The sequence below is a fragment of the Sporolactobacillus kofuensis genome (assembly GCF_024125425.1).
Taxonomy (GTDB): Bacteria; Bacillota; Bacilli; order Bacillales; family Sporolactobacillaceae; genus Sporolactobacillus; species Sporolactobacillus kofuensis.
This window is the reverse complement of sequence record NZ_JAMXWN010000017.1, coordinates 32907-59397: the sequence shown is the minus strand read 5'-3', so window position 1 is coordinate 59397 and position 26491 is coordinate 32907. Positions and strand designations below refer to the sequence as shown.

The 26491-nt window shown below is 44.3% G+C and carries 24 protein-coding genes; all 24 read right to left on the bottom strand.

Translation table 11 applies throughout. From position 1 onward, the window contains the following. Positions 1–493 precede the first annotated feature (493 nt). Entirely contained in the window at positions 494–1984 is a 1491-nt protein-coding gene (gene lysS, locus NIE32_RS12610; RefSeq protein WP_253077252.1) for a lysine--tRNA ligase, read from the bottom strand. 203 nt (positions 1985–2187) lie between these two features. Next, positions 2188–3180: a tRNA dihydrouridine synthase DusB gene (dusB, locus tag NIE32_RS12605; RefSeq protein ID WP_253077251.1), complete on the bottom strand. Its 993-nt coding sequence runs from the start codon at positions 3178–3180 to the stop codon at positions 2188–2190. Positions 3181–3199: 19 nt separating this feature from the next. Continuing rightward, the gene (locus tag NIE32_RS12600) at positions 3200–3403 is read right to left on the bottom strand and encodes a helix-turn-helix transcriptional regulator (protein WP_253077250.1); all 204 of its coding nucleotides are present in this window, start codon (positions 3401–3403) and stop codon (positions 3200–3202) included. Continuing rightward, positions 3355–4236 (bottom strand): 2-amino-4-hydroxy-6-hydroxymethyldihydropteridine diphosphokinase, encoded by an 882-nt coding sequence (folK, locus tag NIE32_RS12595; protein WP_253077249.1) that lies wholly within the window; start codon positions 4234–4236, stop codon positions 3355–3357. Before folK ends, NIE32_RS12600 begins: the two co-directional genes overlap by 49 nt. After that, positions 4229–5080, bottom strand: coding sequence for a dihydropteroate synthase (folP, locus tag NIE32_RS12590; RefSeq protein WP_253077248.1), 852 nt, complete (start codon positions 5078–5080; stop codon positions 4229–4231). Before folP ends, folK begins: the two co-directional genes overlap by 8 nt. Positions 5081–5288: 208 nt before the next feature. Next, complete coding sequence (gene cysK / locus NIE32_RS12585; RefSeq protein WP_253077247.1) at positions 5289–6209, bottom strand: cysteine synthase A; 921 nt, start codon at positions 6207–6209, stop codon at positions 5289–5291. A 237-nt stretch (positions 6210–6446) separates the two neighbouring features. After that, positions 6447–6752, bottom strand: a complete 306-nt coding sequence (locus tag NIE32_RS12580; RefSeq protein WP_253077246.1) for a hypothetical protein — start codon at positions 6750–6752, stop codon at positions 6447–6449. A gap of 93 nt (positions 6753–6845) precedes the next feature. After that, positions 6846–7715 carry an Hsp33 family molecular chaperone HslO gene (hslO, locus tag NIE32_RS12575; RefSeq protein WP_290443615.1) on the bottom strand — a complete coding sequence of 290 codons (870 nt, stop codon included), beginning with the start codon at positions 7713–7715 and terminating at the stop codon, positions 6846–6848. 21 nt (positions 7716–7736) lie between these two features. Further along, entirely contained in the window at positions 7737–8501 is a 765-nt protein-coding gene (locus NIE32_RS12570) for a type III pantothenate kinase (RefSeq protein ID WP_253077245.1), read from the bottom strand. A gap of 255 nt (positions 8502–8756) precedes the next feature. After that, complete coding sequence (gene ftsH / locus NIE32_RS12565; protein ID WP_253077244.1) at positions 8757–10781, bottom strand: ATP-dependent zinc metalloprotease FtsH; 2025 nt, start codon at positions 10779–10781, stop codon at positions 8757–8759. A gap of 124 nt (positions 10782–10905) precedes the next feature. Beyond that, positions 10906–11445, bottom strand: a complete 540-nt coding sequence (gene hpt / locus NIE32_RS12560; protein WP_253077243.1) for a hypoxanthine phosphoribosyltransferase — start codon at positions 11443–11445, stop codon at positions 10906–10908. Continuing rightward, the gene (gene tilS / locus NIE32_RS12555) at positions 11442–12878 is read right to left on the bottom strand and encodes a tRNA lysidine(34) synthetase TilS (protein WP_253077242.1); all 1437 of its coding nucleotides are present in this window, start codon (positions 12876–12878) and stop codon (positions 11442–11444) included. The genes hpt and tilS overlap by 4 nt, the downstream gene beginning before the upstream one ends. Positions 12879–12937: 59 nt before the next feature. Continuing rightward, positions 12938–13876, bottom strand: a complete 939-nt coding sequence (gene prkT, locus NIE32_RS12550; RefSeq protein ID WP_253077241.1) for a serine/threonine protein kinase PrkT — start codon at positions 13874–13876, stop codon at positions 12938–12940. Further along, on the bottom strand, positions 13860–14597 hold the full coding sequence (locus tag NIE32_RS12545) for a vWA domain-containing protein (protein ID WP_253077240.1): 738 nt from the start codon (positions 14595–14597) through the stop codon (positions 13860–13862). Before NIE32_RS12545 ends, prkT begins: the two co-directional genes overlap by 17 nt. A gap of 173 nt (positions 14598–14770) precedes the next feature. Further along, on the bottom strand, positions 14771–17251 hold the full coding sequence (spoIIE, locus tag NIE32_RS12540) for a stage II sporulation protein E (RefSeq protein ID WP_253077239.1): 2481 nt from the start codon (positions 17249–17251) through the stop codon (positions 14771–14773). Between the two features lie 636 nt (positions 17252–17887). Beyond that, entirely contained in the window at positions 17888–18298 is a 411-nt protein-coding gene (locus NIE32_RS12535; protein ID WP_253077238.1) for a S1 domain-containing RNA-binding protein, read from the bottom strand. Between the two features lie 67 nt (positions 18299–18365). Beyond that, positions 18366–18746 carry an FtsB family cell division protein gene (locus NIE32_RS12530; protein ID WP_253077237.1) on the bottom strand — a complete coding sequence of 127 codons (381 nt, stop codon included), beginning with the start codon at positions 18744–18746 and terminating at the stop codon, positions 18366–18368. 16 nt (positions 18747–18762) lie between these two features. Continuing rightward, entirely contained in the window at positions 18763–19341 is a 579-nt protein-coding gene (gene yabQ / locus NIE32_RS12525; protein ID WP_253077236.1) for a spore cortex biosynthesis protein YabQ, read from the bottom strand. Beyond that, positions 19338–19646, bottom strand: coding sequence for a sporulation protein YabP (yabP, locus tag NIE32_RS12520; protein ID WP_253077235.1), 309 nt, complete (start codon positions 19644–19646; stop codon positions 19338–19340). Before yabP ends, yabQ begins: the two co-directional genes overlap by 4 nt. Positions 19647–19736: 90 nt before the next feature. After that, a complete protein-coding gene (locus tag NIE32_RS12515) occupies positions 19737–19997 on the bottom strand; it encodes an RNA-binding S4 domain-containing protein (protein WP_253077234.1) in 261 nt (86 codons plus the stop codon). Next, positions 19994–20269, bottom strand: coding sequence for an HU family DNA-binding protein (locus tag NIE32_RS12510; RefSeq protein ID WP_253077233.1), 276 nt, complete (start codon positions 20267–20269; stop codon positions 19994–19996). The genes NIE32_RS12515 and NIE32_RS12510 overlap by 4 nt, the downstream gene beginning before the upstream one ends. Positions 20270–20352: 83 nt before the next feature. Beyond that, complete coding sequence (locus NIE32_RS12505; RefSeq protein ID WP_253077232.1) at positions 20353–21981, bottom strand: putative polysaccharide biosynthesis protein; 1629 nt, start codon at positions 21979–21981, stop codon at positions 20353–20355. Between the two features lie 270 nt (positions 21982–22251). Continuing rightward, positions 22252–22788: a stage V sporulation protein T gene (gene spoVT / locus NIE32_RS12500; RefSeq protein ID WP_253077231.1), complete on the bottom strand. Its 537-nt coding sequence runs from the start codon at positions 22786–22788 to the stop codon at positions 22252–22254. Between the two features lie 94 nt (positions 22789–22882). Then, a complete protein-coding gene (gene mfd / locus NIE32_RS12495; RefSeq protein WP_253077230.1) occupies positions 22883–26434 on the bottom strand; it encodes a transcription-repair coupling factor in 3552 nt (1183 codons plus the stop codon). Positions 26435–26491 lie beyond the last annotated feature (57 nt).

Here is a 26491-nt window from a genome sequence, read left to right as displayed (position 1 = left end):
TCAATCGCTCTTGAAGCGACTTGACTATTCTATCAAGAATACTTCGTCATGTCAACAACAAATTAACAATCTTTTTTCTCAATAGAATGTCTGCTTTATAAAAGCGACCTTATTTATTATACACAAGCCGATATTAAAATTCAACAACTAAGAACTTCTCATTCGGCAATACAAAAATATTATCAGCATTCACCCTATTTGTCAATAAAAGATTTTACTATGTCTTGGACTAAATCTCTATTTTAACTTTTCAACATTAAAGAAAAACTAAACATAAAACCGTCCAGATCTAATCTTGCACGAATTATGCTCGCTTGCCGCGGGCGGATCCGTGAGCCACCTCAGTCAACACCCAACCGCGGGTCTTGGCTCGAACTCCCGTAGAAGTCTCATATCTTCACCACACTCTATCCACAAAATCATATACGTTCTAATCTTAAAAAAAGCCCATTCGCTCAATTAATTTGAGCGAACAGGCTTCCATCAATACACCTTAATCTTTTTTTCTCATCTGTGGGAACAATAGGACATCACGAATGGATGCAGAATCCGTGAGGAGCATGATCAGGCGATCAATACCAATACCGAGTCCACCGGTAGGCGGCATGCCGTACTCCATTGCTTCCAGAAAATCTTCATCAATAATTTGAGCTTCGTCATTGCCGGCCTCGCGTTCACGCATCTGGTCTTCAAAACGGTCGCGCTGATCAATAGGGTCATTTAATTCACTGAATGCATTGGCATGTTCTCTACCAACGATAAACAGTTCAAAACGATCGCTAAATCGTGAATCTTTCGGGTCTTTTTTCGCAAGTGGCGAAATAACAACCGGATGACCATAGATAAATGTCGGCTGAATTAATGTCTCTTCAACCTTCTGTTCAAAAAATTCGTTAACAACATGTCCATAGGTCATATCATCTTTAACAGCAACACCGTTATCTTGCGCAAGTTTTCTTGCCTCTTCGTCGGACATTTGTGGCCAAAGATCGACACCGGTCACATCCTTAATTGCATCAACCATGTGTACACGGCGCCAACGCGGTTTCAATTCAACCTTAGCATCACCGTAAGTAATCTCTGTGGTACCCAGTACTTTCTCAGCAACTGCTGAGATCAAGTTCTCAGTCAATTCCATAACGTCACGCAAATCTTGATAAGCTGTATAGAGTTCCATCATCGTAAATTCCGGATTATGCTTTGTTGACACACCTTCATTACGATAAACGCGTCCGATTTCGTAAACTTTCTCAAATCCGCCGATAATCAAACGCTTTAGATGCAGTTCGATCGCAATTCGCATATAGAGATCCATGTCGAGTGCATTGTGGTGCGTAATAAATGGTCGCGCAGCCGCACCGCCTGGAATAGAATGCATGGTCGGCGTTTCAACCTCAAGATAACCCTGACCATCTAATTGATCCCGAATCGCTTTGACAATTTTACTTCTTAATACAAATGTGTTGCGCACTTCAGGATTCACAATGAGGTCTAGATAACGTTGACGATAGCGCTGTTCTACATCTTTTAATCCATGGAACTTGTCGGGTAGTGGGCGCATTGCCTTTGATAAAATGCTGAACGTACTTACTTTAATTGACAATTCACCAACGTGCGTCTTAAAGACAGTACCTTCAACACCGACAAAATCGCCAATATCGATATGTTTAAAAATCTCGTATTGTTCTTCGCCAACAGCATCCTTGCGAATATACAGCTGAATACGGCCGCCAAAATCTTGAATATCGGCAAACCCGGCTTTTCCTTTCCGCCTTTTCGCCATTAATCGTCCGGCCATGACAACGGGAACTGCCTTTTCCTCAAGTTCTTCTGTGGTTGTATCTGCATACAATGCACGAATTTTTTCTGTATCATGTGTCCGATCATAGTGTCCACCAAAAGGATCAACACCTTGTTCAACCAAAACCTTCAACTTCTCGCGTCTGGCTTGAAGCTGATCAGTCAGATCCACTTCCTGACTCATATATCTTTTACCTCCAGTCATCTCTCGCAGCATCGTATGTATGCGTTGCGGGTTCGAGCTTCACTCAATTTCGAATGTATGTAAATACATAATAGACATTAAATTAGCATACATCCTTGTCAGTATAAAGAAAACTGCCAGCAATACCACCGGCAGTTTGATATCTAACCGAATTATAGAGAATTAAAAAAACACTGTCAACCTTAGACGTTCGGCACCAAATCATGCGCCAATTCATTTCGAAAATCAATTAATATTTGGCGGAGCTCATCTCCGGTTTCACAGTGATTAATTTTCTTCCGCACATCATCGCCGCCACGTAACCCTTTTAGATACCAAGCAGCATGTCTGCGCATTTCAAGTGATGCAATATGTTCACCTTTCAATTTTGCTAATTGGTCAAAATGAATGAGGCAAACATCCACTTTTTCTTTAGCGGTCGGTTCAGGACATAAAATACCCGAATCCAAATATTTAACTGTTCTATAGAGCATCCATGGATTTCCAAGTGCACCCCGGCCAATCATTACACCATCTACGCCGGTTTCATCCAGCATCCTTTTTGCATCCATTGGTGTACGAACATCTCCATTGCCGATCACCGGAATACCTACCGATTCTTTCACCTGGCGGATAATATCCCAATCTGCATCTCCTTCATACAGATCAACACGTGTTCGCCCATGGACAGCGACTGCACTTCCACCCGCACGTTCGACAGCTTGGGCATTGCGTACAGCATAAATATGGTCATCATCCCAGCCTTTGCGCATTTTCACAGTGACCGGTTTATCCACCGCATCAACAACCGCAGCCACCATTTCATAGATCTTGTCGGGATCGAGCAACCATTTAGATCCGGCATCGCATTTCGTGATTTTCGGTACCGGACACCCCATATTTATGTCAATGATATCTGCATTTGTATTTTTATCCACATATTTTGCAGCCTGCACTAATGTTTCTCTTGAACCACCAAAAATTTGCAGGCTAAGCGGCTTTTCTCGATCATCAATGTACAGCATATCCAATGTTTTTTGGTTATGGTTAATAATGCCGCGGTCGGCTACCATTTCAGCACAGACCAACCCCGCACCGAAGCGTTTGGCAATCAGTCGAAATGCCGAATTGCATACGCCGGCCATAGGGGCGAGCACAACTCGGTTTTTCATTTCGATCGGTCCGATTTTCAGCAACAAATGATCCTCCCTGATGTTATAATTCTTGCATCTCCCGAAGAGATATGCCTAATGTATCACAGATTTTCAAAACAAGGGTCTTTTCAGGTTTACGACTTTCTCTTTCAATTTCGCCTAAAAGAGTTAGAGAAATGCCTAATTCTTTAGCTAATGTGGCTTGTGTGTAGCCTTTCAATTTGCGAAAAGCCCGAATTTTCCTTCCCCATTGTTCTTCCTCCATAAGCGCACTCCCTCTTCTCCACTGAGATTCTGCCACATATCCATAACTGAACGGTTGATCCCAGGAACAACCAAATGAGGCGCAATCTCTGCAAAAGGTTTGAGGACAAATGCGCGACGCGCGATTTCAGGATGCGGTAAAGACAATTTCTCTGTTCGCGTGATCATCTGGTCAAAAGTCAAAAGATCAAGATCAATCGTTCTTGGTCCCCAATGTACCTCTCGCGTTCTGTCCAGGTCCGCCTCTATGTCGTGAAGCGTACGCAGCAGCGCCATTGGGGGAAGTAACGTTTGAATCTGAACAATCATATTTAAAAAGTCATTCTGATCAACAGGTCCATAAGGATCCGTTTCGTATATAGAAGAACAGCGTTCAACATGTATTTTTGGATCCGCTTGCAGTGCATCGAGTGCGCGTTCTAGAAACCCTTCGCGGTCGTCTATATTCGATCCAAGCCCCAGATAGGCAATCGTACGCTGTCGTTCAATTTCCACGGAAACCGATTCATAATGACCGGCGATCGGTGGGTTAGGCTTAATTACTTTGACGCGGCAGCCTTGAACCGCATCAAATTGACTCAGTATCTTCTCAGCAATCTTCTCCGCTACAGTTTCAATGAGTGCCCAGGCAGGTCCTTCAACAATTTCTTTGACCTGTGTATAAACATCCGCATAATTCACTGTTTGATCGAGCTGATCTGTTATACCTGCTTGATAAAGGTCGCAAATTAAGGCAAGGTCGACATCAAAGCGTTGGCCAATCCGCTGCTCTTCGGGAAGCGCGCCGTGGTAACCATAAAATTGCATACGGTTTAAACGAATCGTGTCAGTCAAGATGATCCTCCTGCAACATGGTGTCCATCATTTTTGCCATTCGTGTAATCTCAAGCACATCATGCACACGCATAATCTGGCAGCCCTTTGTAATGCCAAGGCAAACGGTCGCTCCGGTACCTTCCACCCGTCTATCCACCGTCACATTTAATGTTTTCCCAATAAACCCTTTACGAGATGTGCCCAGTAAGATCGGATAGCCTAGTTCATGAAACGCTTCAAGATGATTCATTACAAATAGATTTTGTTGGTAATCTTTTGCAAAACCAATACCCGGATCTAGGATAATGTTATCAGGCGTGACACCTGCGTTCAGTGCAAGGTCGATACTTTCCTGAAGATCGCTTTTCATATCTTCAATAATATTCTGGTACTGGTTATTTTCGCGATTATGCATAAGAATAATGGGCACCTGAGATTCGGCGGCCACTTTTGCCATATTCTTATCGGCCTTTGCACCCCAGATATCATTAATGATATCTGCCCCTGCTTCAAGTGCTCTTCTAGCTGTCTCAGCCTTATAAGTGTCTATCGAAATCGGAATCTTGGTATGTTGTCTAATCGCTTGAATCATAGGAACGACACGAGCAATTTCTTCGTCCATACCTACGGGCGTATGCCCCGGGCGTGTGGATTCCCCGCCGAGGTCAATAATATCCGCACCGTCGCGTTCCATTTGAAGTGCATGTTCTACTGCGCGATCTAACTGGTTAAAACGTCCGCCGTCTGAAAAAGAATCCGGGGTTACGTTTAAAATGCCCATGATCAGTGTTTTTTTGCGATAGTCAAATGTTGTTTCTCCTGCCTTAAGCAAATGATAGGGTGAACTTTGAAATGTTCTCACAGATCTTCTCTATCCTCCTGTAAATCAATCACAATCTAATAAAATCAGTATAACACAGATAATAAATATTCTTTCTCATAAGAGCCGGAAAAAACAGCAGCTTAAAAAAGCATATAAATAGTGAACAGGAGATCTTTCCAGCTTGTTATTCAAAAGAAAAAGGCCCGGAAGCCCGGACCTGATTCCACAATGTATTTCTTTAACTGTATTAGTCCTCAGCTTGGTAAAGCGGCGTGCTTAAATATCTTTCGCCATTATCCGGTATAACCACAACGACTTTTTTACCCTTGCCAAGTTTTTTGGCAACCTGAACGCCGCCGTAGATCGCCGCACCTCCGGAGATACCTGCGAGTACACCTTCCTTTTTACCAGCAAGGCGTGCATAGTCAAAGGCCTGTTCATTTGCGACATCAATGACTTCATCATAAATCTCAGTATCTAATGTATCCGGAATAAAACCTGTACCGATGCCTTGAATTTTATGCGGGCCGCCTTTCCCACCGTTGAGAACTGGTGAATCCTTAGGCTCAACCGCATAGATACGAATGTCCGCAAATTTTTCCTTCAGCGCTTTCCCGCTTCCGCTAAGCGTACCACCGGTGCCCACACCTGCAACAAAAGCATCGAGAGAATCAAAAGCTTCTGCAATCTCTCGTCCCGTAGTCAAATAGTGAACGTGAGGGTTGGCAGGGTTCTTAAACTGTTGCGGCAAGAAGTAACCTTTCTCATTAGCCAATTCCTGAGCCTTCGCAATTGAACCTTTGATTGCCTGTGCACCCGGTGTGAGAATCACTTCTGCACCGTATGCTTTGAATAACTTGCGTCTTTCGATACTCATTGTTTCCGGCATAACCAAAATAGCCTTGTAACCTTTTACTGCAGCGACAAGCGCAAGACCGATTCCTGTATTGCCACTGGTCGGTTCAATAATCGTATCGTTAGGTTTCAACTTACCCTCTTTTTCAGCCGTTTCAATCATCGCCAAAGCGATCCGGTCTTTCACACTGCTCCCCGGATTAAAGTATTCAAGTTTCGCATAGAGCTCCGCATCATTTTCACCCGTTAAATGATTTAAGCGAACAATCGGTGTCTTCCCAATCAATTCTGTAATTGAATTTGCAACCGTCATGAATAATCCCCCTTTAAATCCTCAGTATTCTTGTATGATTTATATACTATACTATCAGTCAACAATTATGCCGTCAATTTTTAATTCCTATTGAAATTGAGCAGCGTTTATTCACATTATTTGCAAGTCTACTTTGGCTCGCTGATCCCGCTGGCGTCTCGCATCTCCGCTGTTTTTACTAAACCATCGTATCGTTTCTAGCTCTTGAGAAAAACTGGGCACTAATCCGTCCAGTCCTTATCCTTGTATCCATGTGCTTCGATTGCTCGCTTGCTGCAGGCGATCACTCGAACAGGCAAAAGTCTGCGGGGTCTCACCAGCACGCTGATCCCGCTGGCGTCTTGCATCTCTGCTGTTTTTACTAAACCATCGTATCGTTTCTAGCTCTTGAGAAAAACTGGGCACTAATCCCGTCCAGTCCTTATCCTTGTATCCATGTGCTTCGATTGCTCGCTTGCTGCAGGCGATCACTCGAACAGGCAAAAGCCTGCGGGGTCTCACTTGGCTCGCGATCAGCAGGAACGCTCCGCAGGCGTCTCGCATCTCTGCTGCATTTTTAGCGCTTTTTTTTCACCATTTTAAAAAGGTGCCTCAAAGTCATCAGACTTTCGAGACACCTTATTGTTACTGATGCATTTAGTGCATCAGTGCTTTTAATTCGTCTGCAGTGAATTGATAGTGGGTTTCACAAAATTGGCAGGTAACTTCCGCTCCACCATCTTCATCAATCATGGCCTGAATTTCTTTTGTACCCAGTCCGGCAATGGAGTCACCAAATTTTTCCTTAGAGCAATCACAATAAAATTCAGCCGAGTGCTTCTGGAGCACTCTGTAATCATGATCGGCGAACAGATCATCCAGAAGCTGTTCCGGAGAGTGCCCGGCATCAATTAATTTAGAAATGGGCGGTATCTCCTTAAGTCGGTTTTCCAATTTTTCAATCACCGCATCGTCTGCACCTGGAAGGACCTGTATAATGAAGCCTCCTGCTGCCTTCACGGATTCATCGGGATTAACGAGCACGCCTACACCGACTGCCGATGGCACCTGTTCACTCCTAGCAAAATAATAAGTAAAGTCATCCCCAAGTTCACCGGAAATGATCGGCACACGCCCAGTAAAATTTTCACGTAAACCGAGATCTTTGACCACACTTAGAAAGCCTGCGTTGCCGACCGCTCGTGCAACATCCAGCTTACCTTGTGCATTTAAGTCAAAATGCACTTCAGGATTTGTGACATAACCGCGGACTTGTCCGCTCGTGTTCGCATCGGCAACAATCGCTCCGATCGGTCCGCCGCCTTGAATCGTAACAGTGATCTTTTCATCACCTTTTTGCTGGGCAGCCATCATCATGGTCGCTGTTAGCGTACGGCCAAGTGCAGCAGTTGCTGTTGGCCATGTGCGGTGTCGCGTTTGTGCTTCACGTACCGTTTCTGTCGTCACAGTGGTAATCACCCTAAGACTGTCGCCACATGCTAATGCTTTGATAAAATAGTCACCCAATGGTTGTTCATTCCTTTCCGCTTACGCATTGCGCTGATAGATAAGAAAAAGTCCTTTAAGCGTTAATAAAGGATCAACATGATCAATAACATCCGTCTCTCCTGAGATGAGCGAACAGAGTCCGCCTGTTGCAACGACGACCGGATCGGAAGCCGCTTGTTTTTTCATTCGTGAAACAATGCCTTCCACCTGACCAACATAGCCAAAAAGAACTCCAGACTGCATAGCATGGACCGTATTGCGTCCGACAATATGCGGCGGCTTTACAATTTCAATTCTCGGCAACTTTGATGCCTTCTCATAAAGCGCCTCAGTCGCAATATCAATCCCTGGGGCAATTGCTCCCCCGATATAACCCTTTTGTTCATCAATATACGAATAGGTAGTCGCCGTTCCAAAATCAATGACAATAATTGGTGCCTGATAAGCGTCGACCGCTGCAACTGCGTTCACAATAAGATCGGCGCCTAGTTCTTTCGGATGATCATACTTCAAGTTCAATCCAGTTTCGACCCCAGGGCCAACAATCAACGGTTTTAAGTGAAAATATTTCGCACACAGACGTTCAAGTGCAAACATTATTGACGGTACAACAGAAGAAATGACAACACCGCTGAAGTCCTCGAAAGAAAGTCCGCTGTACCGAAAAAGATCATTCACCAGCATCGCAAATTCGTCTTCTGTCTTCTCACGATCGGTTGAAATGCGCCAATGATTCGTCAGTTTCCCTTCATCATAAGTACCCAGAACAATATGTGTATTTCCAACATCACACACAAAGATCATTTTTTATCCCCCTGTTCACCTAGCCGTTGCCTTTAATCGTCCGATCTCAACGACACATCTGTGAGAAGAATGGGCAAAAACCATCCAATGTTTATTTTGTATCACCTGTGCATCGATTGCTTGCCGCACGTATCTCACATCTTTGCTGCATTTTGAGGCAGAATCCTTATCTTTCTTATCTTATAAAAAAAGAAGAGGCACTCCCAAATTGGAGAGACCTCCCTTTTCCTTTGTAAGTAGCAAGTCAACATAAGATTAAAGATTACGGTCGTCGTCTTTATGTTTTGCATCCGACGGTTGTTGTTTCTCCTCAGGTCTCTCAACAATGGAGTCCTCACCTTTGGAATGGATATTCACTTTAACATCCGTTTCAGGATCGGTTACCGGTTCCTTTTCGATTGCCGGTGCTTCTTCTTTATCATCATCCTGCATGCCATATCTGTTCTTGCTTGGTTCGATATACTTGCCGGTTTCATAAAGCGATTTAATCTGCTCTTCTTCCAGAGTCTCAACCTTGAGCAAGGTCTTGGCAATCAATTCTAATTTATCACGATGTTCAAGAAGCAGTTTCTTGCATCGATCATACTCTTCTTTCACAATGCGCTGTACTTCTTGATCAATTTCAAACGCAATAGCATCGCTGTAATTTTGGTCATTCTGAAGGTCGCGCCCAAGGAATACTTGACCGCTATCGTTATTGCCAAATTGCATTGGGCCAAGCTTGTCGCTCATTCCAAATTCAGTAACCATACGACGTGCCAAATTTGTCACACGCTGCAAGTCATTGCTTGCACCGGTTGAAATTTCACCGAAGGTAATCTCTTCGGCAACACGGCCCCCGAGCAACCCACAGATTTTTTCAAGAAGTTCTGGTTTGGTCATAAAATAGCGATCTTCTTTAGGCAATGAAACCGTATAGCCACCTGCTTGCCCACGTGGAATAACTGTTACTTTATGAACTTCATCGGCACCTTCTAGAGCGAGCCCGATAATCGTATGCCCGGATTCATGGTAGGCAACGATATTTTGTTCTTTCTGAGAAATAACACGTGATTTCTTAGCGACACCGGCAATAACGCGTTCCACTGCTTCATCGATGTCTTCCATGTTAATTACTTTTTTATTTGCTCGCGCTGCAACCAAAGCTGCTTCGTTCAGCAAGTTTTCCAAATCGGCGCCTGAGAATCCAGGAGTCAGTTTGGCAACAGTTTTCAAATCAATTTCCTTTGCCAGTGGCTTATTCCGCGAATGAACACGCAGTACTGCTTCACGTCCTTTAAGATCCGGACGACCAACCGGAATCTGACGGTCAAAACGTCCTGGACGGAGAAGTGCCGGATCAAGGATGTCCGGACGGTTGGTCGCTGCAACAATAATAATTCCTTCATTGGCACCGAAACCATCCATCTCAACCAGCAATTGGTTCAACGTCTGTTCACGTTCGTCATGACCACCGCCGAGCCCGGCACCACGTTGACGACCCACGGCATCAATTTCATCAATAAAGATGATACATGGTGAATTTTTCTTTGCTTGATCAAACAAGTCCCGGACACGTGATGCACCAACGCCCACGAACATTTCAACGAAATCCGAACCGCTTATAGAGAAGAATGGTACACCCGCTTCACCGGCAACGGCACGGGCCAGCAAAGTTTTACCGGTACCTGGAGGTCCTTCAAGTAAGACACCTTTTGGGATTCTGGCACCAAGTGCAACGAATTTCCGAGGATCTTTAAGAAATTCAACAATTTCCACAAGTTCTTGCTTTTCTTCATCGGCCCCGGCGACATCTTTAAAGGTCACTTTCTTCTTGTCCTCTGAATAGAGCTTCGCCTTGCTTTTGCCGAAGTTCATGACACGGCCGCCGCCACCTTGAGCCTGATTCAGAAGGAAAAAGATCAGAAAGAAGATGATCGCAAATGGAATTAGTGATGTAACAAAAGTAATCCATCCACTGGTACGTTCGGCAGGCTTGACATCAAGATTGTATTGCTTTGCTAAATCCGTTACCTGATTAACCGCTTTTTCACTTGCAGGCAGATATACTTTAAAAGTCGTATTCTTATCCGCAGTCTTTAAATGCCCCGTTGCTGCGTAGACACTGCCTTCCGGTTGTAAGGTTAATTGATCCACATTGCCATTACTTAAGTTAGTTTCAAACGCACTATATGTCATTGGTTTAACTGTTCGGTTCGTTTCTGTTAGCCAGCTGACGATCCCGATAATGACAAGCGCAATAAATAAATATATGATAATGTTCTTAAAAAGTCGATTCATGCCTTACCTCCTCCCGCTCTAAAACAAGTTATATTTTATAGTACCACATACGATTAAAAATCCTCAAACAATTACATTTCTGGTGATACTCGATCGAGCATTTGCCCTTCCGACAGTGAAAAACTTAAGACATATAAATTTCAGGTTTCAAGATACCAATGTAAGGAAGGTTGCGATATTTTTCCGCATAATCAAGTCCATAGCCGACGAGAAATGCATCGGGAACGGTAAACCCAGACATATCAGGCGTGATCTTCGACTTTCTGCCTGACGGTTTATCAAGCAGCGTCACTATTTTAATCGATTTCGCTTTCCTAGTCTTAAATAATTCGACCAAATAACTGAGAGTCAGACCGCTGTCAATAATATCCTCAATAATCAGAATTTCCCGATTTTCTACTGAAGTATCCAGATCTTTGAGTATTTTCACCTCACCAGAGGAGACTGTAGAATTTCCGTAGCTTGAAACATCCATAAAGTCTATTTCAATCGGAACGGTGATCTTTTTGATCAGATCAGCCATAAAAGGTAGCGCCCCTTTCAGAACGCCAATGACCAGTGGAAAAGTACCCTCATATTGAGCAGACAGCTTTTCCCCAAACTCACATACCTTTTCCTGAATATCTTCCTCTGTAATTAATATTTCCTTGACATCTTCCTTCACGCCTGTGTCCTCCCAAAACCGGCAAACGGTATAAATTTAAGCTTTAAATAATTTGTCTTATCTGCTGTGAGGTCAACTGGCAAAGCCGATCCCCGCCTCAATAATGGCAGCCACAGCACACGCCCCTCTCCGTCAGTAACTAAAGGCCATAACGCCCGTTGATCACGGTCCACTTTCTCATTAATAAATATTCGTTGGATTTTCTGATCTCCTGACATCCCATTCGGCCTCATGCGATCACCATGACGAAAAGTACGAACAAAAAGTGGCAAAGACACCGCATTGGTATCAACGATTAAATGACTCGGATCATGGACACCTTTTTTAAATTCTTCAACTGTGATATATTCAGCCTTAAAGCATCCTGCAGCACACCGAGTTTCGCCTGGGATGCACAATTCAACTTGCTCAGAAATTTCACGAGATTTCGGCATAAAACCAATCCAACAATAAGTATATGATTTTCTAGCCGAAAGCCCTTTCGGAAAAACCGTGCGTCCAGATGAACGGTCGGAGCGTAACAACTGCAATAATTGCTCAATATGTATCGGTTGGTGCATTGGCTTCATCTGTTGATTTGTGTACAGATAACATAATAGTAGATGAATTGTCCGCCTTTGTAAAGCTGGATGAATCCCTAGTAACTTAGGAATTGAAAGCGCATATTTTTCCTTATCCTCCTCAAGAACAACCTCTGGTAGCTTTTTTTCTGCCAGCTCCTGAAGTAATGCTTCATCCTCTGCAAGGCACTCACTTTCATACTGAAATTTCAAATGTACAGACGGATTTTCTTGCTTCAAAAAGGGCAGTACAGCCATTCGAAAACGGTTCCTTGTATGCTCCTCCGATTCATTTGTAGCATCTTGCCGGGCAACGATGCCATTGTCAATACAATAGTGTTCAATCGCCTTCTTCGTCTGGGAGAGAAACGGCCGGATAATCAGTTTGTCATTAAATACGCGTTTCACAGGAATCCCCACTCTCCCCATACCAACAGTTCCTCGTACCTGACGCATTAACATTGTCTCAATTTGATCGTCTCCATGATGTGCAAGAACAAGAAGATCTGCTCGGCACTCATGTAATGCTTCTGCAAATGCCCGATAGCGCAATTCCCGTGCCGCTGTTTCTACGCTGATTTTTTTCTTTTTACTATATGCACGCACGTCCACGGTTTTCCCAATAAAAAGGATATCCTTATTTTTGCAGAATGATGCAACATATTTTACATCTTCTGCACTTTCCGCTCCTCTAAGCATGTGATCAACGGAACAAACCGCAAGTTCCAATTTCCAAGTTGCCCTTTTTTTATAGAAGTATTGAAGCAGCGCCATTGAATCTGCTCCACCACTGACACCAAGTAAAAGCCGATCGCCAGTGCGGATCATCTGATGCTTCATGATAAACATTGTGACTGTTTCTTCAAAAGTCATCGTGGATTCTCCTTGTTCCCGCCATTCCTTTAATAGGTATGTTCACCATAACGCAATTTTTACATCACGTAAATAATGACAAATAGAATATAGGCGGTCAACAGAATCGAAGCGGTTAGCCAGGCCGATTTCCAGCTCTCCTTATTCGTCTTTGCTCGCTTTCTTTGCACGTTCTGCACTGGCCTTTGCTGCTCGTTTCTTTTGTTTGTCATCATGTCCTGCAAAAGATCTCGCCGCATCTGCGCGGCTTCTGTATACCGCCCTTTCACAGTATTCACTATAACTCTTTGAAAAGGGATCAACATTGGCTCTGTTTTTGCCAATTGGATCAGCTGCTGTTCGGGGTTGCCTGAACGTTCGATACGCTTGCCTAGTGCCGCATAATAAAGGATCATCACGCATGCAAACAGATCATAGCTTGGTTCTGCCCGGCGCCCGCCGATCCCCCAATACCCTCGATCATAAAACTCGGTATATTCTCGAACAGATCGCCCTAGTTTTGTTGCTCCGCCAAAGTCTAGGCAGCGAACAGTGTGCCCAGGGTCCATCAAGATAAGATTTTCAGGCTTGAGATCACCAAAAACAAAGCCGATATGATGCAATTGCTGCAGTTGCGTTAATAGCTGAAGCACATAAACCACCGCCCAGTCAAATGGCTTTCGCTTTAGCGCTTCGGACAACGGCACACCGTCCAAAAATTCCATGGCGCAGAAACTAATGATTTTCCCTTTAATCAGCCAATCATCATGATCATATAAAGAAGGCCCCAAAGAATGACCTTGGAGCTCCCCAAATCGTTTGAGTACATTCACCTCTGAGATCAAGGACTCACGATCTTTTGCTAATTTAATTGCAACCGTCCGTGTACTGCTTCTGCCTAGATACACCGTCCCTTGTGCGCCACTTCCAAGCCACTTGATCAACCTATAGTGCTGTTTATGCCATTTCCCTTCAATGAGCGTTCCCGATGCAAACCGTAGTTCATCGAGGCCGGTCATCGTAAACCTCATCATCTTCATAGAGTGCACTTTTTCTTGAAACCACTTTAAAGCTCTTGATTGCTTCTTTGATTGCCGGTCCTGTTGGCGTTACACCGTGTGAATTGATTTTCTCAAAAGTTCGTTCGATGCTGTCCAATTGTGGTGTCCATGAGAGCACTTTTTGTACTGATTTTCTTTTCCCGGGAAATAAATACAAGCAAAATTGGTTTCCGCCCATACGTGCGGACAGGCTCAACGATAGGTCGATTAATGCTTCACGAACAGTTGGTAATTTATTTTTCATGCTCGCACTTGTATCGACAAGGATACATACTTGCAAATCCGCAGTTTCTCCAACTTCATCAACAACCTCCATGACTTTTCCACGCTTTTCCGGAGGCAAATCTTCAACACTACCTGATTCACCCAAGATATCCTGGAGCTGTTCATTAATGACTCCTTTAATCGTCTGTGTCATTGCCTGTTTCGTTACCATTTGAACCGTTTGCGACAACTGCCGCGTCTGGACAATCTGACTAATGCCACCGCCTGCCTGAGCAATGCCTTCCACTTCCTGGAGACCATGACTATCTTCAGAGTCGTAGCGATCCAATACCCCAATCACATTGACAATAACACCTTGTTCTTTAGCGAGTGCTGCCATTGCCACCGGATCCTCGCCTTGGTTTGAGCATCCATCGGTAATTAGCAAGATTTGCTTCAATGTACCTTTCTTCATCGTTCCTTCACTCCTCCCTGAATCTAGCATTATGATAGACAGGAAGAATCGTTTCTATACTTAGCCTGTAGTGAAAACTTTTAATGTACACTAGGGTTTTTCAATAAATCTAGTGATCATTTTTCTATCTATTTAAACGACCGTCATGTCCGTATTTTGCATCAATACTTAAGTTACTCCGCCTTACTAAAATGCTTAGCACTGCCCTCTGACGAGAATGATGACCATTCCGGAATATGATGGCTAATTCTTGCTACGATTACTGTCATATCGTCGTTTATGCGTCCGTCTCCTACTCTGATCACTTCCTCTAGCAATAAATCCGCAATTTCTTGAGGATCGTTTGTTTGCATCTCTTTAATTTTTCTTTTTACCCAAACCTCTTTATTTTCAATGTGTTTTGGTGCCTCAAAGATTCCATCACTCATCATGATGAGCAAATCACCTGATTTAAGCTGTTCTGCTTTTACATCTATATTGAAATCACGAATGATACCAATCGGCAAATTACCTGAATCAAGCATGAACACCCGCCCTCCTCGCTTAATAAAGCTCGGATTAGAACCGATTTTTAGAAATTTAGAGGTAGCGTTTTGTAAATCAATGAGTGCGAGGTCTAAGGTTGCGTAAATCTCTTCAGTGGAACGAAGAGATAAAATTGAATTAATCGATTTAATGGCCAATGTCTCATGAATACCTGATTTTAATACTTTTTTCAACAATTGCAGTGTGTCTTGACTCTCCATAGCCGCTCGCTCACCGTGCCCCATCCCGTCGCTAATTGCAAGTACACATTTTTTGGAACCGATTTCAAAAAGAGAGTAATTATCTCCCGAAACCAACCCACCGCCTCGGGCTGCAGTGGCAACACCCGTTTCAAGATCATAGGCCCTTGCCGAAATAAAGACAACACGGCTCGGCCCGCCCGGAAGATCCGATGCCTGTTTCTTTTCCACCACAATGCTTTCACCTAAAATATCCGAAAGGAGCGGTGCAATCACTTTTTCACAAGCCCCATACTGATCATTCGGTAACATGGCTTCAATATCGATTGCTCCGGTTTCAAGATTGTAGATTTCGATACTTTCCACACGTAGACCAATACCGTTCAATCTGGATAAAATCATTTCTTCTTGCCACTCGTGCAGGCCACGTTCACGTTTCATTTCGTTGGCAAAATCGCCCATTACCTGGGATACGCCTTTAAGTTGATCCGCAACAAGACGACGGCTTTCTTGGACATTCCTTCTCATCTTTTCTTGCAATTCCGACAGGCCCTGTTCTTTGCGAATCGCTTCTACGGTCTTGTCCGCCTTTGAGCAATGTTCACGCCAACGTCGATAAAGCTGCACGCGATCCTCTTTGCTTCCCCCCGTACGCGCCTCTTCACGCAATTCAAGCATCAACTGCTGCGTCTGATCAAAATTTTTCACCCAGCACGATTCTTTCTTAAAGCAATTCTGGCAGGTCCTCGCAGTGACCTTGCTTAAAAAGAGATCATCATCTGATGCCTCTTCCTCTACAGGCGGATAAAAGCTTTTGGCTAATGATTGAAAGAGGCCCGAAAATTGTTCCACTCGTCCAACAGTCACATCCCTTAGTTTTCGAACATAAAGCTGCTGTTCTGCCTGATATTCACGGGTCCCAGGTATAAACGAGGCCATTTGGCGAATGAACCGTTTTGGCGTCAGTAAAAAGAGTAAGAGAGCGGCAGCCGAATCGGCAAACTCATTGCTTAGTCCAGCATAACCGTTCCCGTACACACCGATAAGTAGCGTTGCAATCAGCAGTCCACCAGCCACGCCGGCTTTACCCGACTCCTTCAGTAAACCGCCAAGCACACCCGAGAATGCGAGCAGACTCATTTGATAAAGACTCGTTACACTTGCTAATCCAAGAATTAACCCGATGACAACACCGACGGTTGAACCAATCGCAGCACCCCCTGCGTATGCAAACAGCAACACTGCATATCTCGCAAGGACATGATCTACAGAGAGCATGTACATATGCCATCCAATCGTTCCGGCAAGGACGGATGAAATCAGAATGACAAAACAAATAATTTCTTCATTTCTGAACAGCTTATGATTCACGCGCGTAGACATCAGCGGAACACTTTGCAAGAAGATTAAGGTTACTAATACAGATAAGGAAGCTTCGGCACCTGCGGTCAGCACATCCGTCCAAACAAGATTCAGCGTAAATGCAGCCTGACACAGTAAGCGAACCGTGAATCCGGAAACAAACACAAGCACAGGAAGCCAGCGATCTTCATGAGCAGGATGAAAAATCATGACGATTCGCCTTGCAGCAAGAAAGATTAGTAGCCCTAGCAATGCATAGAACGCTTGTCCAACCGAAAGAGTTAATCCCCCAGCCAAAACAGCAATGGAATCTGCCCACCTTCTTCTACGCTTCATCCAGAATACGGTTGCAAAAAAGGGGAGCACAAACGGTGTCAAACTTGTGATAATTACGGCACGCCCCAGTAAAAATCCTGCTGCTAAGAAAAACAGATCTGTGCGGAAAAATATCCCCAAAAGAAACGTTTGAAATGAACGCTCACCCTTTGTTTTCTGTTGGATGGTTCGCTCTTTGGTCATGTATGAATCCGCCGTACCTGCAGCCGCATTGCCATATTTTTGAATCATCTCACTCGCCACCTTTGTAACTTATGATTGTATGATCCATTAAAACATAATAGACGTTCGTAATTTGTCAGAATCGCATAACCATTCTAAAAAAAACTTCGACGCCTTTCCTGATGGTCAGCCATGAACGGCGTTTGTCCGCATGTACTGTCGATTTATTGATCATCCATATGCTCAGAAAAGCTGATTAAAGACACCCAAGCCTTATTTTGAATCCACTCTGCTTCTCGATTGCTCGCTTGCCGTGGGCGATCCGTGAGCCTTCTCGGTCTTCCCGCTATCTGCGGGGTCTCACTTGGCTCGCACTCCCACAGGCGTATCTCATTTTTGTTGTATTTTCAAACAAAAAAGCCTTTAACTTTCATTTTTTAAAAACTAGGCAAAAACCTTCAATCCTTATCTTTTATCAATTGTGCTACGATTGCTCGCTTGCCGCGGGCAATCCGTGAGCCTCCTCGAACAGGCAAGAGTCTGCGGGGTCTCACTGGTTCGCTGATCCCGCAGGCGTCTCGCATCTCCGCTGTATTTTTAAGCAAATAGTTTTATATTTTCTAGTCTTTTGCATAAAAAAACACCCAAGCCTTGATAAGCTTGGATGTTTCGTATGTGTATATAGAAACGTCTAGGAGGTTGCGCTCAGCCTCTTCTTGCGCCGCGCCCTCCACGTTTAGATTCCGTTTGGCGCTTAATCGTCGAAAGGCGATCTTCACTGTCTTTCAGATACTGAGAGATTTTGTCCTCAAAGCTTGGTTCGCGTGTAAACCGCTTGCCTCCACCGTGTCTCGGACCTCTGGACGATGTTACCTTAGGCTTATCGACAGCTTTACGGATCGATAGACCGATCTTCCCGTCGGGAGCGACCTGCAACACTTTTACAGTGACTTCATCACCCACTGTCAAAACATCATGAATATCTTTCACATATCGATCCGCAACCTCACTGATATGAACCAACCCTGTTTTTCCGTCGGGCAAATCAACAAAGGCTCCGAAGTTCGTAATTCCTGATACTTTACCCTTCAGCTTGCTGCCTGCTTCAATTGACATAAAAAAAAGCTTCCTCCTAAATTGGTATCACTAATTATTTTATTATACATAGCAAAAAAAGTGCCTGTCAATCCTTGTTGTGATCGGGTTTTGAAAAAATAATTTCACCTTTATTGGATAATAGATAATCACGTCGGGCAATTTCGCCAATATATTTTTTATTGTGGAGCAACTGGATCCGTTTCTTCAGTTCTCCGGCCTGTTGCTTCGATTGGGTCAATTGTTTTTGAAGCCCTGCTTTGGTTTCCAAAGCTTGGCTTAAATGGTGAGATTGCGAAAGCAAAGAGGAAATCATGAATGTGCAGGCGATTGCGAACACCACCAAAAAGGCGACCAATCGACGAATGAGACCTTGCCGTCTTTTCTTTTTTCTCTTTTCGTTCATTTCATGCGACTGCAAATAATTTGTCTGCAATCGTGTGACTCGCTCTGCGCCAGCACTTTCCATAGACTATTCCCCCCGATCATTTGCGCTTTATCAGCACCGACATCCATTGTCTGAATTTCTGCCTTATCCGGATGCCTGTATCTCGCAAAAAGATCAGCCAATGATTCGGCACAATCAGTCGAATCAGGCCTTTCAGAATCTTAAGGGGAATGGCAAGCAAAAAAAGCAAAATCTTCAAAACAACGCTTACTGTCATTCTACACAATCTGTAGGCGAGCATCAATAGAAAAAAGAGGGGATAGAGAAACAATTGATAGACTGTTTTTGCGATAAAACGTCCTGTTCGGACAATTGCCGTCATCACTCTGTTGAATAGACGCATAAAAGGTCTTTCCAGCAATGCTTTATAGAAAGCGAAGCCGAGCGCAATACCTAAAAAATAATAAAGCCGCAATTGCCCTTCATTCACGGGCATGAGCAGAGCAAATAATAATAAGGCCTGTACAATCCAAAAGAGGGGGTCTGAGATCAGCAAAAGCCAACGGCGCCCTCTGCCCGGATGCACGTACCGCTGATAAACTGAAAATGAAGCACCGATCCATACACCCATGACAATCATCAGAATGAGCGAGACATATTGTTCGTGAAGTGTCATCGAAACAGCTTACTGAAGAAGCCTTTACCGGTTTCTCCGCCCTGATCGTCCAAATAACTGATCTCAATGATATGTCCTTCAATCAATACTTGTCCCTGCTCAACATTCAGATTCTGCATCTTCAATTCAGAGCCCCGAACTGCGAGATAACCGAGCACAGTCTCAAGTAGAAATTCTTCATGATCAAAGCTTTCGACATGCTTAACCCCTGTTATCTCAATTGATTTCCGGTCCTTCACGACAATGTTCTGATTTTGAATTGGCTTGTCTTTATTCGGGATCTGCGACGAATAAAATTGACTCATTGGACTCCCTCCTCTTTTCCATACACTATGAGGAATTTGTCCCATTTAGAACCGAGGACGAGAGCCATGAGCCAATTGTTTGCCCATTATTTATTTGTTCAACCCTTGTTCACTAACAACTTCATAAAGAGAAGTTGCTTCTTCTTTTTTCACAACTTCTTTCAATTGCAGAACGCGCACCGTCATCGGTTTCTGACCAAAGTGAAGTGTCAAGACGTCACCTACTGCAACCGTCGCACTTGCCTTTCCGGGCTGACCATTGATATCTACACGGCCTTGATCTGCAAGTTCCTTTGCGACCGTTCGTCTTTTAATCAAGCGCGAAATCTTCAAGTATTTATCCAATCTCATTTTTTCACGGCATCCTTTAATTTATTACCCGCCCTAAATCCAGGTACGCGTGTAGCCGGGATTGTGATTGTTTCACCCGTTTGCGGGTTGCGTCCCGTCCTGCTCGCACGTTCACGCACTTCAAATGTTCCAAATCCTACAATTTGAACTTTTTCATTTGCGTTGAGCGCACTGATCACCTGTTCAAGTGTTTCGTTGACAACCGTTTCGGTCTCTTTTTTTGAAATTCCTGTCTGTTCAGCCACTTTATGGATCAGCTCGTTTTTATTCATTAAAATCATTCCTCCACATTTATTGATTAATCAAACATACTTTGCCATATTTTTTATTCATTCTATCATAAGTTGTGGGCGGATCACAGTTTCCGTGACTCAGAGATCGCCCTAGATTCCTCGTTTGGCACGTTGGCACCTTTCTTTCGGAATCCCGGTAATGGGAGCATGTGCCAATCGCGTTTGTCCAAATAACGGATCGAATACATCATGATGATAAACACGATCCCACCGATGGTTGCTCCGGATAACGCAAGCAAAGCAGCATGCAGCCGTGTATCAAGGATGGTGCTCCAACGATCCACTCCCGCTTTCCAAACCCACACGGCACCAACCATACCCGTGAGTGCTAGGGCTAGTTTCACCAGTGTCTTCCATGGGAGACGGTTGATCAGTCGAACGCGCTCCAAATAGTAGAGACATAATCCCGCTGTAACCGCTGTTCCTATGCATGTTGCGAGCGACGCCCCAGTTATGGAAAGACGCGGAATGAGCAAACTATTGCCCACTCCTTTAACGAGCGTACCAATCAAAAGAAAAGAAAATGGAATCCATGGTTTACCCGCGGCCTCCAGGATGCCGGAAGCGGTCAGAATTAGTGAAAGCGTCAGCATGGTCAGTGAAGCGAGTGCAAAAGAAGGTGTTCCGTCTGCATTCCGAAATAACATGATATTAACTTCACGGCTAATTACCGCAAGTCCTGCGGCGGCTGCCGCACCAAATGCCAGACTTATTTTTAATGCGAGTGTCGCTTCTAATTGAAAATCGTGTTCTTTTTGGAGTGCAGAAAGCTGTGCGAGACGCGGTACGATAGCAGCAGTGAGCGATGTTGCCGCAATCATACCAAATTGCGTCAATTGATAGGCACGATCATAGATTCCCTTCTCTGCGCGTGGATCCGCAAGCTGTAGTTTTCCCAAGAGCCGCAGCACAGTCAGTGAATCAATAAGTTGAAACGTGAGGAGCGGAAGGGCCAGAATAGAGAACAAACACCCACTGATGATCAGACTTTTCACTAATCGCCAATGGATTGGCGCAATGCTCTTGGCCAGGATATTTTGAAAAAATATACATTTTTGAGGAAGGAACAACAACAAGATCAAGAGAGAGACCACTGGGGCGAAAGCAGAACCCGCAGTTGCTGTTAAACCAAACTGATAAGCATTGCCATGATTGACGAACAAGAACCACGAACTACCAAGAATGAACAGTACACGGGTCAACTGCTCTCCGATCTGGGACAAAGCAGTCGGCAGCATATTTTCTTTGTCCCCTTGAAAAGTGCCACGTAATAGAGCAACCATAGGCACAAAAAGATAGACTGATGCTGCAATACGAATCAATTGTGCCAAGTGTTGATCACCAATAAATGCTGAAAGCGCGCGTGCAAAGAAGAATAAGAACACAAAAAAGAACCCGCACAATAGAAGCAAAGCAACCATTGCATGTCTTTGAAGCGCTGCCCTGTTCGATTGTTCATCAGTTTCCGCCATATATTTTGAAATCACAATCGGAAAACCGGTAGTCCCAAGTGCCACTGCCAATGCATAAAAAGGATAGATTTGTTGATAAACATAAAAGCCAACATCGCCAGCAAAATTTTGATAAGGAAGCCGATAAAGCGCACTCATAACCTTAACAAGCAGTGCTGCGCCGGTGAGAATCGCCGCACCGCGCCAAACCCGATGACTTTCCCTTTGCTTATTTCCCATGATTTTTCTCGCTTTTCCTCATTTCTAAATTGGATTATACCATACTCTATGGATTTTCAAGGTTGGCTCTTCCACTACTCTTGAACACACGAAGTATCGCTTGGAGACAAAAGGGCTAGGTTGTACGCATTTAAACTCAACTCAACCTGCTCCTATCCAAATGCAGGCGCGCCTTGACTCACCAATACTCTGCGGCGACTCGCCGGCACGCGTCTTCGCTACATTTTTCCGTTAAAAAAGAGGCGAAATCATCGCCTCTTTCATTCATCATTAATGTTCCATTTGCCGACCAAGAAAACCGGCTGCTGTCTCCGCAAGCTTAACTTCCACTTCACTCATCGTTTTCTTGTCTTTATCAATAAGGATGATTGTACCAATGGGATCGCCACTGGCAATAATCGGGGCAATGACATACGAACCAGATAAGTTCTCATGGCCTTCCAATAACGGTTCGCCTTGGTTTGGTTCAAAGATGGTCTGCCGCTGTTCCATCGATTTTTCAGGTACGGAAAGCAGCCTTCTGTCGAGATAGTCTTTTTTGGATCCGCCTGAGACGGCAATAATGGTATCTCGATCGCTGACCAGTGTTAATTTGCCGGAATTTTCAGCCAACGATTCTGCGTATTCCTTCGCAAAATCTCCTAGTTCACTCATCGGTGAATATTTTTTTAAGATCACTTCACCGTCATGATCAACAAAAATTTCTAATGGATCGCCTTCACGAATTCGAAGCGTTCGCCGTATTTCTTTGGGAATAACTACCCGCCCAAGATCATCGATTCGGCGGACAATGCCAGTTGCTTTCATACAAGGATGTCCTCTCTTTCCGCTTCCGCAAAAATCATTTATTCCTTGCATTATTATCTGCGCTCCTAGACAAAGTATGCATTTTCCACCAAATTTAACCGACTTTCTCAGACGCGTTCTGTACCTGTTCAATACCACTAAGTAGTTTAGCGACTTCATCCAGCATTGGTCCTTCAGTACGCCGTATATTCTGTTTCATCGTAATCTTCATCTTTGTCCCTTCAGAACCAAGCCCGACGCCTGTCCCCATTCTACTAATTGATTTAAATAACGATTCACGATCGAGTGCCTTCCAGCCCACCTCTGAAAAGATAACCGTGACCTCAGCATTTTGCTGTTTGATTTCCTCAACCATTAGTTTGTTGGCAATCACTCGTACCTCTGCAACTTTAAACAGATCGGCAACCTCTCTCGGGTAGTCCCCGAAACGATCAATCATCTCATCCTTTAGTTCTTCTACATCATTAAGCGTTTCCGCCGATTTAAATCGTTTATACATATCAATTTTTTGCAGTGAGTCCGCAATGTACTGATCCGGAATATACGCATCAATGTCCATCTCAATAGTGACTTTTGGCGGCAACTTGACAGCGGGCTCTTTGTTGCTCCGTTTTGCAATGGCGTCTTGAAGCATCTGAGAATAAAGGTCGAAACCAACCGAATCAATAAACCCATGCTGCTCTGCACCCAATAGATTTCCCGCTCCGCGAATCGACAGATCACGCATTGCAATTTTAAATCCGGAACCCAGCTCTGTAAATTCTTTAATTGCCTGAAGTCGTTTCTCGGCAACCTCATTCATTACTTTATCGCGTTGATATGTAAAGTACGCATACGCAACGCGGTTAGAACGGCCAACGCGGCCGCGTAGTTGGTACAACTGCGACAGACCCATGCGGTCGGCATCGTAAACAATCAATGTATTAACGTTTGGAATATCAACACCTGTTTCAATGATTGTCGTGCTGACCAGTACATCATCATTTCCATCGAGAAAATCGATCATTGCGGATTCCAACTCAGATTCTTTCATCTGGCCGTGTGCATAAGTCACTGCCGCATCCGGTACAAGACTTGAAATCATTTCCGCCATATGTTGAATTGATTCTACCCGATTATAAAGGAAATAGACTTGACCCCCACGTGCCATTTCCCGCTCAATCGCTTCCTTAATCAGCGAAGCGTTGTATTCCATCACAAAAGTTTGTACTGGGAATCGATTTTCCGGCGGCGTTTCAATAATCGACAGATCGCGGACACCAAGCATAGACATATGCAGTGTACGTGGAATCGGTGTCGCCGTCAGCGTCAACACATCAATATTTGCTTTTAACTGCTTAATTTTTTCCTTATGTGTGACACCAAACCGTTGTTCTTCATCGACAATGAGCAAACCAAGATCCTTATATTGGACATCTTTTGAAAGCAACCGATGCGTCCCAATCACTAAATCCACGGTGCCTGCCTTTAATCCCTTAAGCGTCTCGGTTTGTTCTTTTCTTGATCGAAAACGGCTAAGTAACCCAATCGATACCGGAAAATCTTCAAATCGCTCACGCGCCGTTTCAAAATGCTGTTGCGCCAAAATAGTCGTTGGTACAAGGAGAGCAACTTGTTTACCGTCTGCGATGGCCTTAAAAGCAGCACGCAAGGCAACTTCTGTTTTACCGTAACCAACATCCCCGCAAAGCAAACGATCCATTGGTTTTTCTTTTTCCATATCTTTCTTGATTTCTTCAATGGCCTGAAGCTGGTCTACCGTTTCCTGATATGGGAAAGCAGCTTCGAATTCCTGCTGAGCTTCCTCATCTTTAGAAAAGGCATAGCCCTTGCTCGCTTCGCGTTGCGCATAGAGCTTGATTAAATCATCTGCAATATCTTGGATAGAGGTACGTGCCTTGCTCTTAACTTTCTTCCACTCACTGCCACCGAGGGCATAGATTTTCGGTTCTTTGCCTTCCGAACTCACATATTTCTGGACTTGATCGATATGTTCGACGGGGACATAGAGCTTATCGTTGCCTTTATAGATAATTTGTAAATAGTCTTTATGTGTCCCATTGACTTCTAGTGTCTCAATGCCCGCATAACGACCGATACCATGATCGACGTGTACAACATAATCACCGACTTTGAGCTCACTATAATTTTTCAGCCGTTCTGCATTCGATAATTTTTTCCCTTTATGAGTGGCCGCCTTCGCAGCCTTCTTTGTGAAGACTTCACGTTCAGTTACGACCGCAATTTTCTTAAGCGGCAACTCAAAACCATTCTCAAAATGACCTACGGTGATTTGACTGATCCCATGAACCGGCGGCGTCTCCTGCTCAACCAATTCTGCCGGTACACCATAATCTGACAGAACTTGAGCCAGTCGTTTCGCCCGCTCAATATCTGAAGCAAGAAAGGTTACGGCAAAACCGCCCTTCTGCCAACGCTCCACTTCGGTCTTAAGGAGCGGGATCTGCCCATGAAAATTCTGCATGGCACGGCATGTCATGCTGATGACATTTTGCGGCTGAAATTGTCCATGATAACGAAGAAAAAGAGAAAGAAGAAGTAGCGGACCCGTGAGACGCTCCGTCAATTGTGGCCAGTCCATCGTGATTGGCAAGTCGGCAACGATTTCCCCTCGTTGCAGCATATCAACCTGCCACTCACCTTCTTCACGATCCAATTGTTCGGACATTTCCTGAATTCGGCTGATTTCATCAAAAATAACTAAAGCATTGTCCGGCAAATAATCATAAATGGTCGTCTTCTTGCTATAGAACAAAGAAGCATACTTGACCATTCCACTAAATGGTTGGTGCTGCTTCAATGCTTCACGATCAGCACCGACCCGCTCATTAAGCAGTTCCTGTGCCTTTTGATCCTTCATCTTGGAAAGTGTCTGCGCGAATGCATGTTCAAGCTTTTCCACGGCTGTTGCATAGTTTTCCTCATAAAGTAAAAGTTCACGTGCTGGACCGATCCGCACACTCCCTTGAATCATTTCTAGAGATCTCTGGGATTCACTGTCGAAAAAGCGAACAGAATCGATCTCATCATCAAACAATTCAATACGAATTGGGTGTTCCTCAGTTAATGGAAAAATATCAATAATGCCCCCGCGTATGCTAAACTGCCCCGGACCGGTAACCATCGTTTCGCGTTCATAGCCGATCGCAATCAATTTGTGTAGTAAGTCATCAAGAGCAATCTTCTTGCCTGTTTCAAAACGAATCAAGCTTGCCTTCCACAAATACAATGGCGCCAGTAATTTCTTCAGTCCAGCAACCGGAATAATCACCAAACACTTCTGATTTTGTGCGAGACGGTTCAGGACGTCGATACGTTGAGCTAATAGTTCGGGACTGGCAACAGCTAATTCGGAGGCAATTAAATCATTCGCTGGGTAAAGCAGCAAATCCTCTGAATCTATTAATCCTTCCAAATCATTATAAAGTTTCTGTCCTTGATAGAGATTGTGTGTAACAACCACAGATGCTTGCTGCCTTTGCTGATAAAGCGAGGCGATCCACAGGGATTTTGCACCCCCGGACAGTCCGGAAACCAGTTGTTGCAGCATGCCTTGCTCATAACCTTCTAGGACCGTGTGTAACTCATCAATGTGTTGTTGATAATAATGGCTCAGGCCAAGCATTGGCTACCCTCGCTTTCATAAAACCGAAAAACGCTTTGGCGTAAGCCAAAGCCCTGC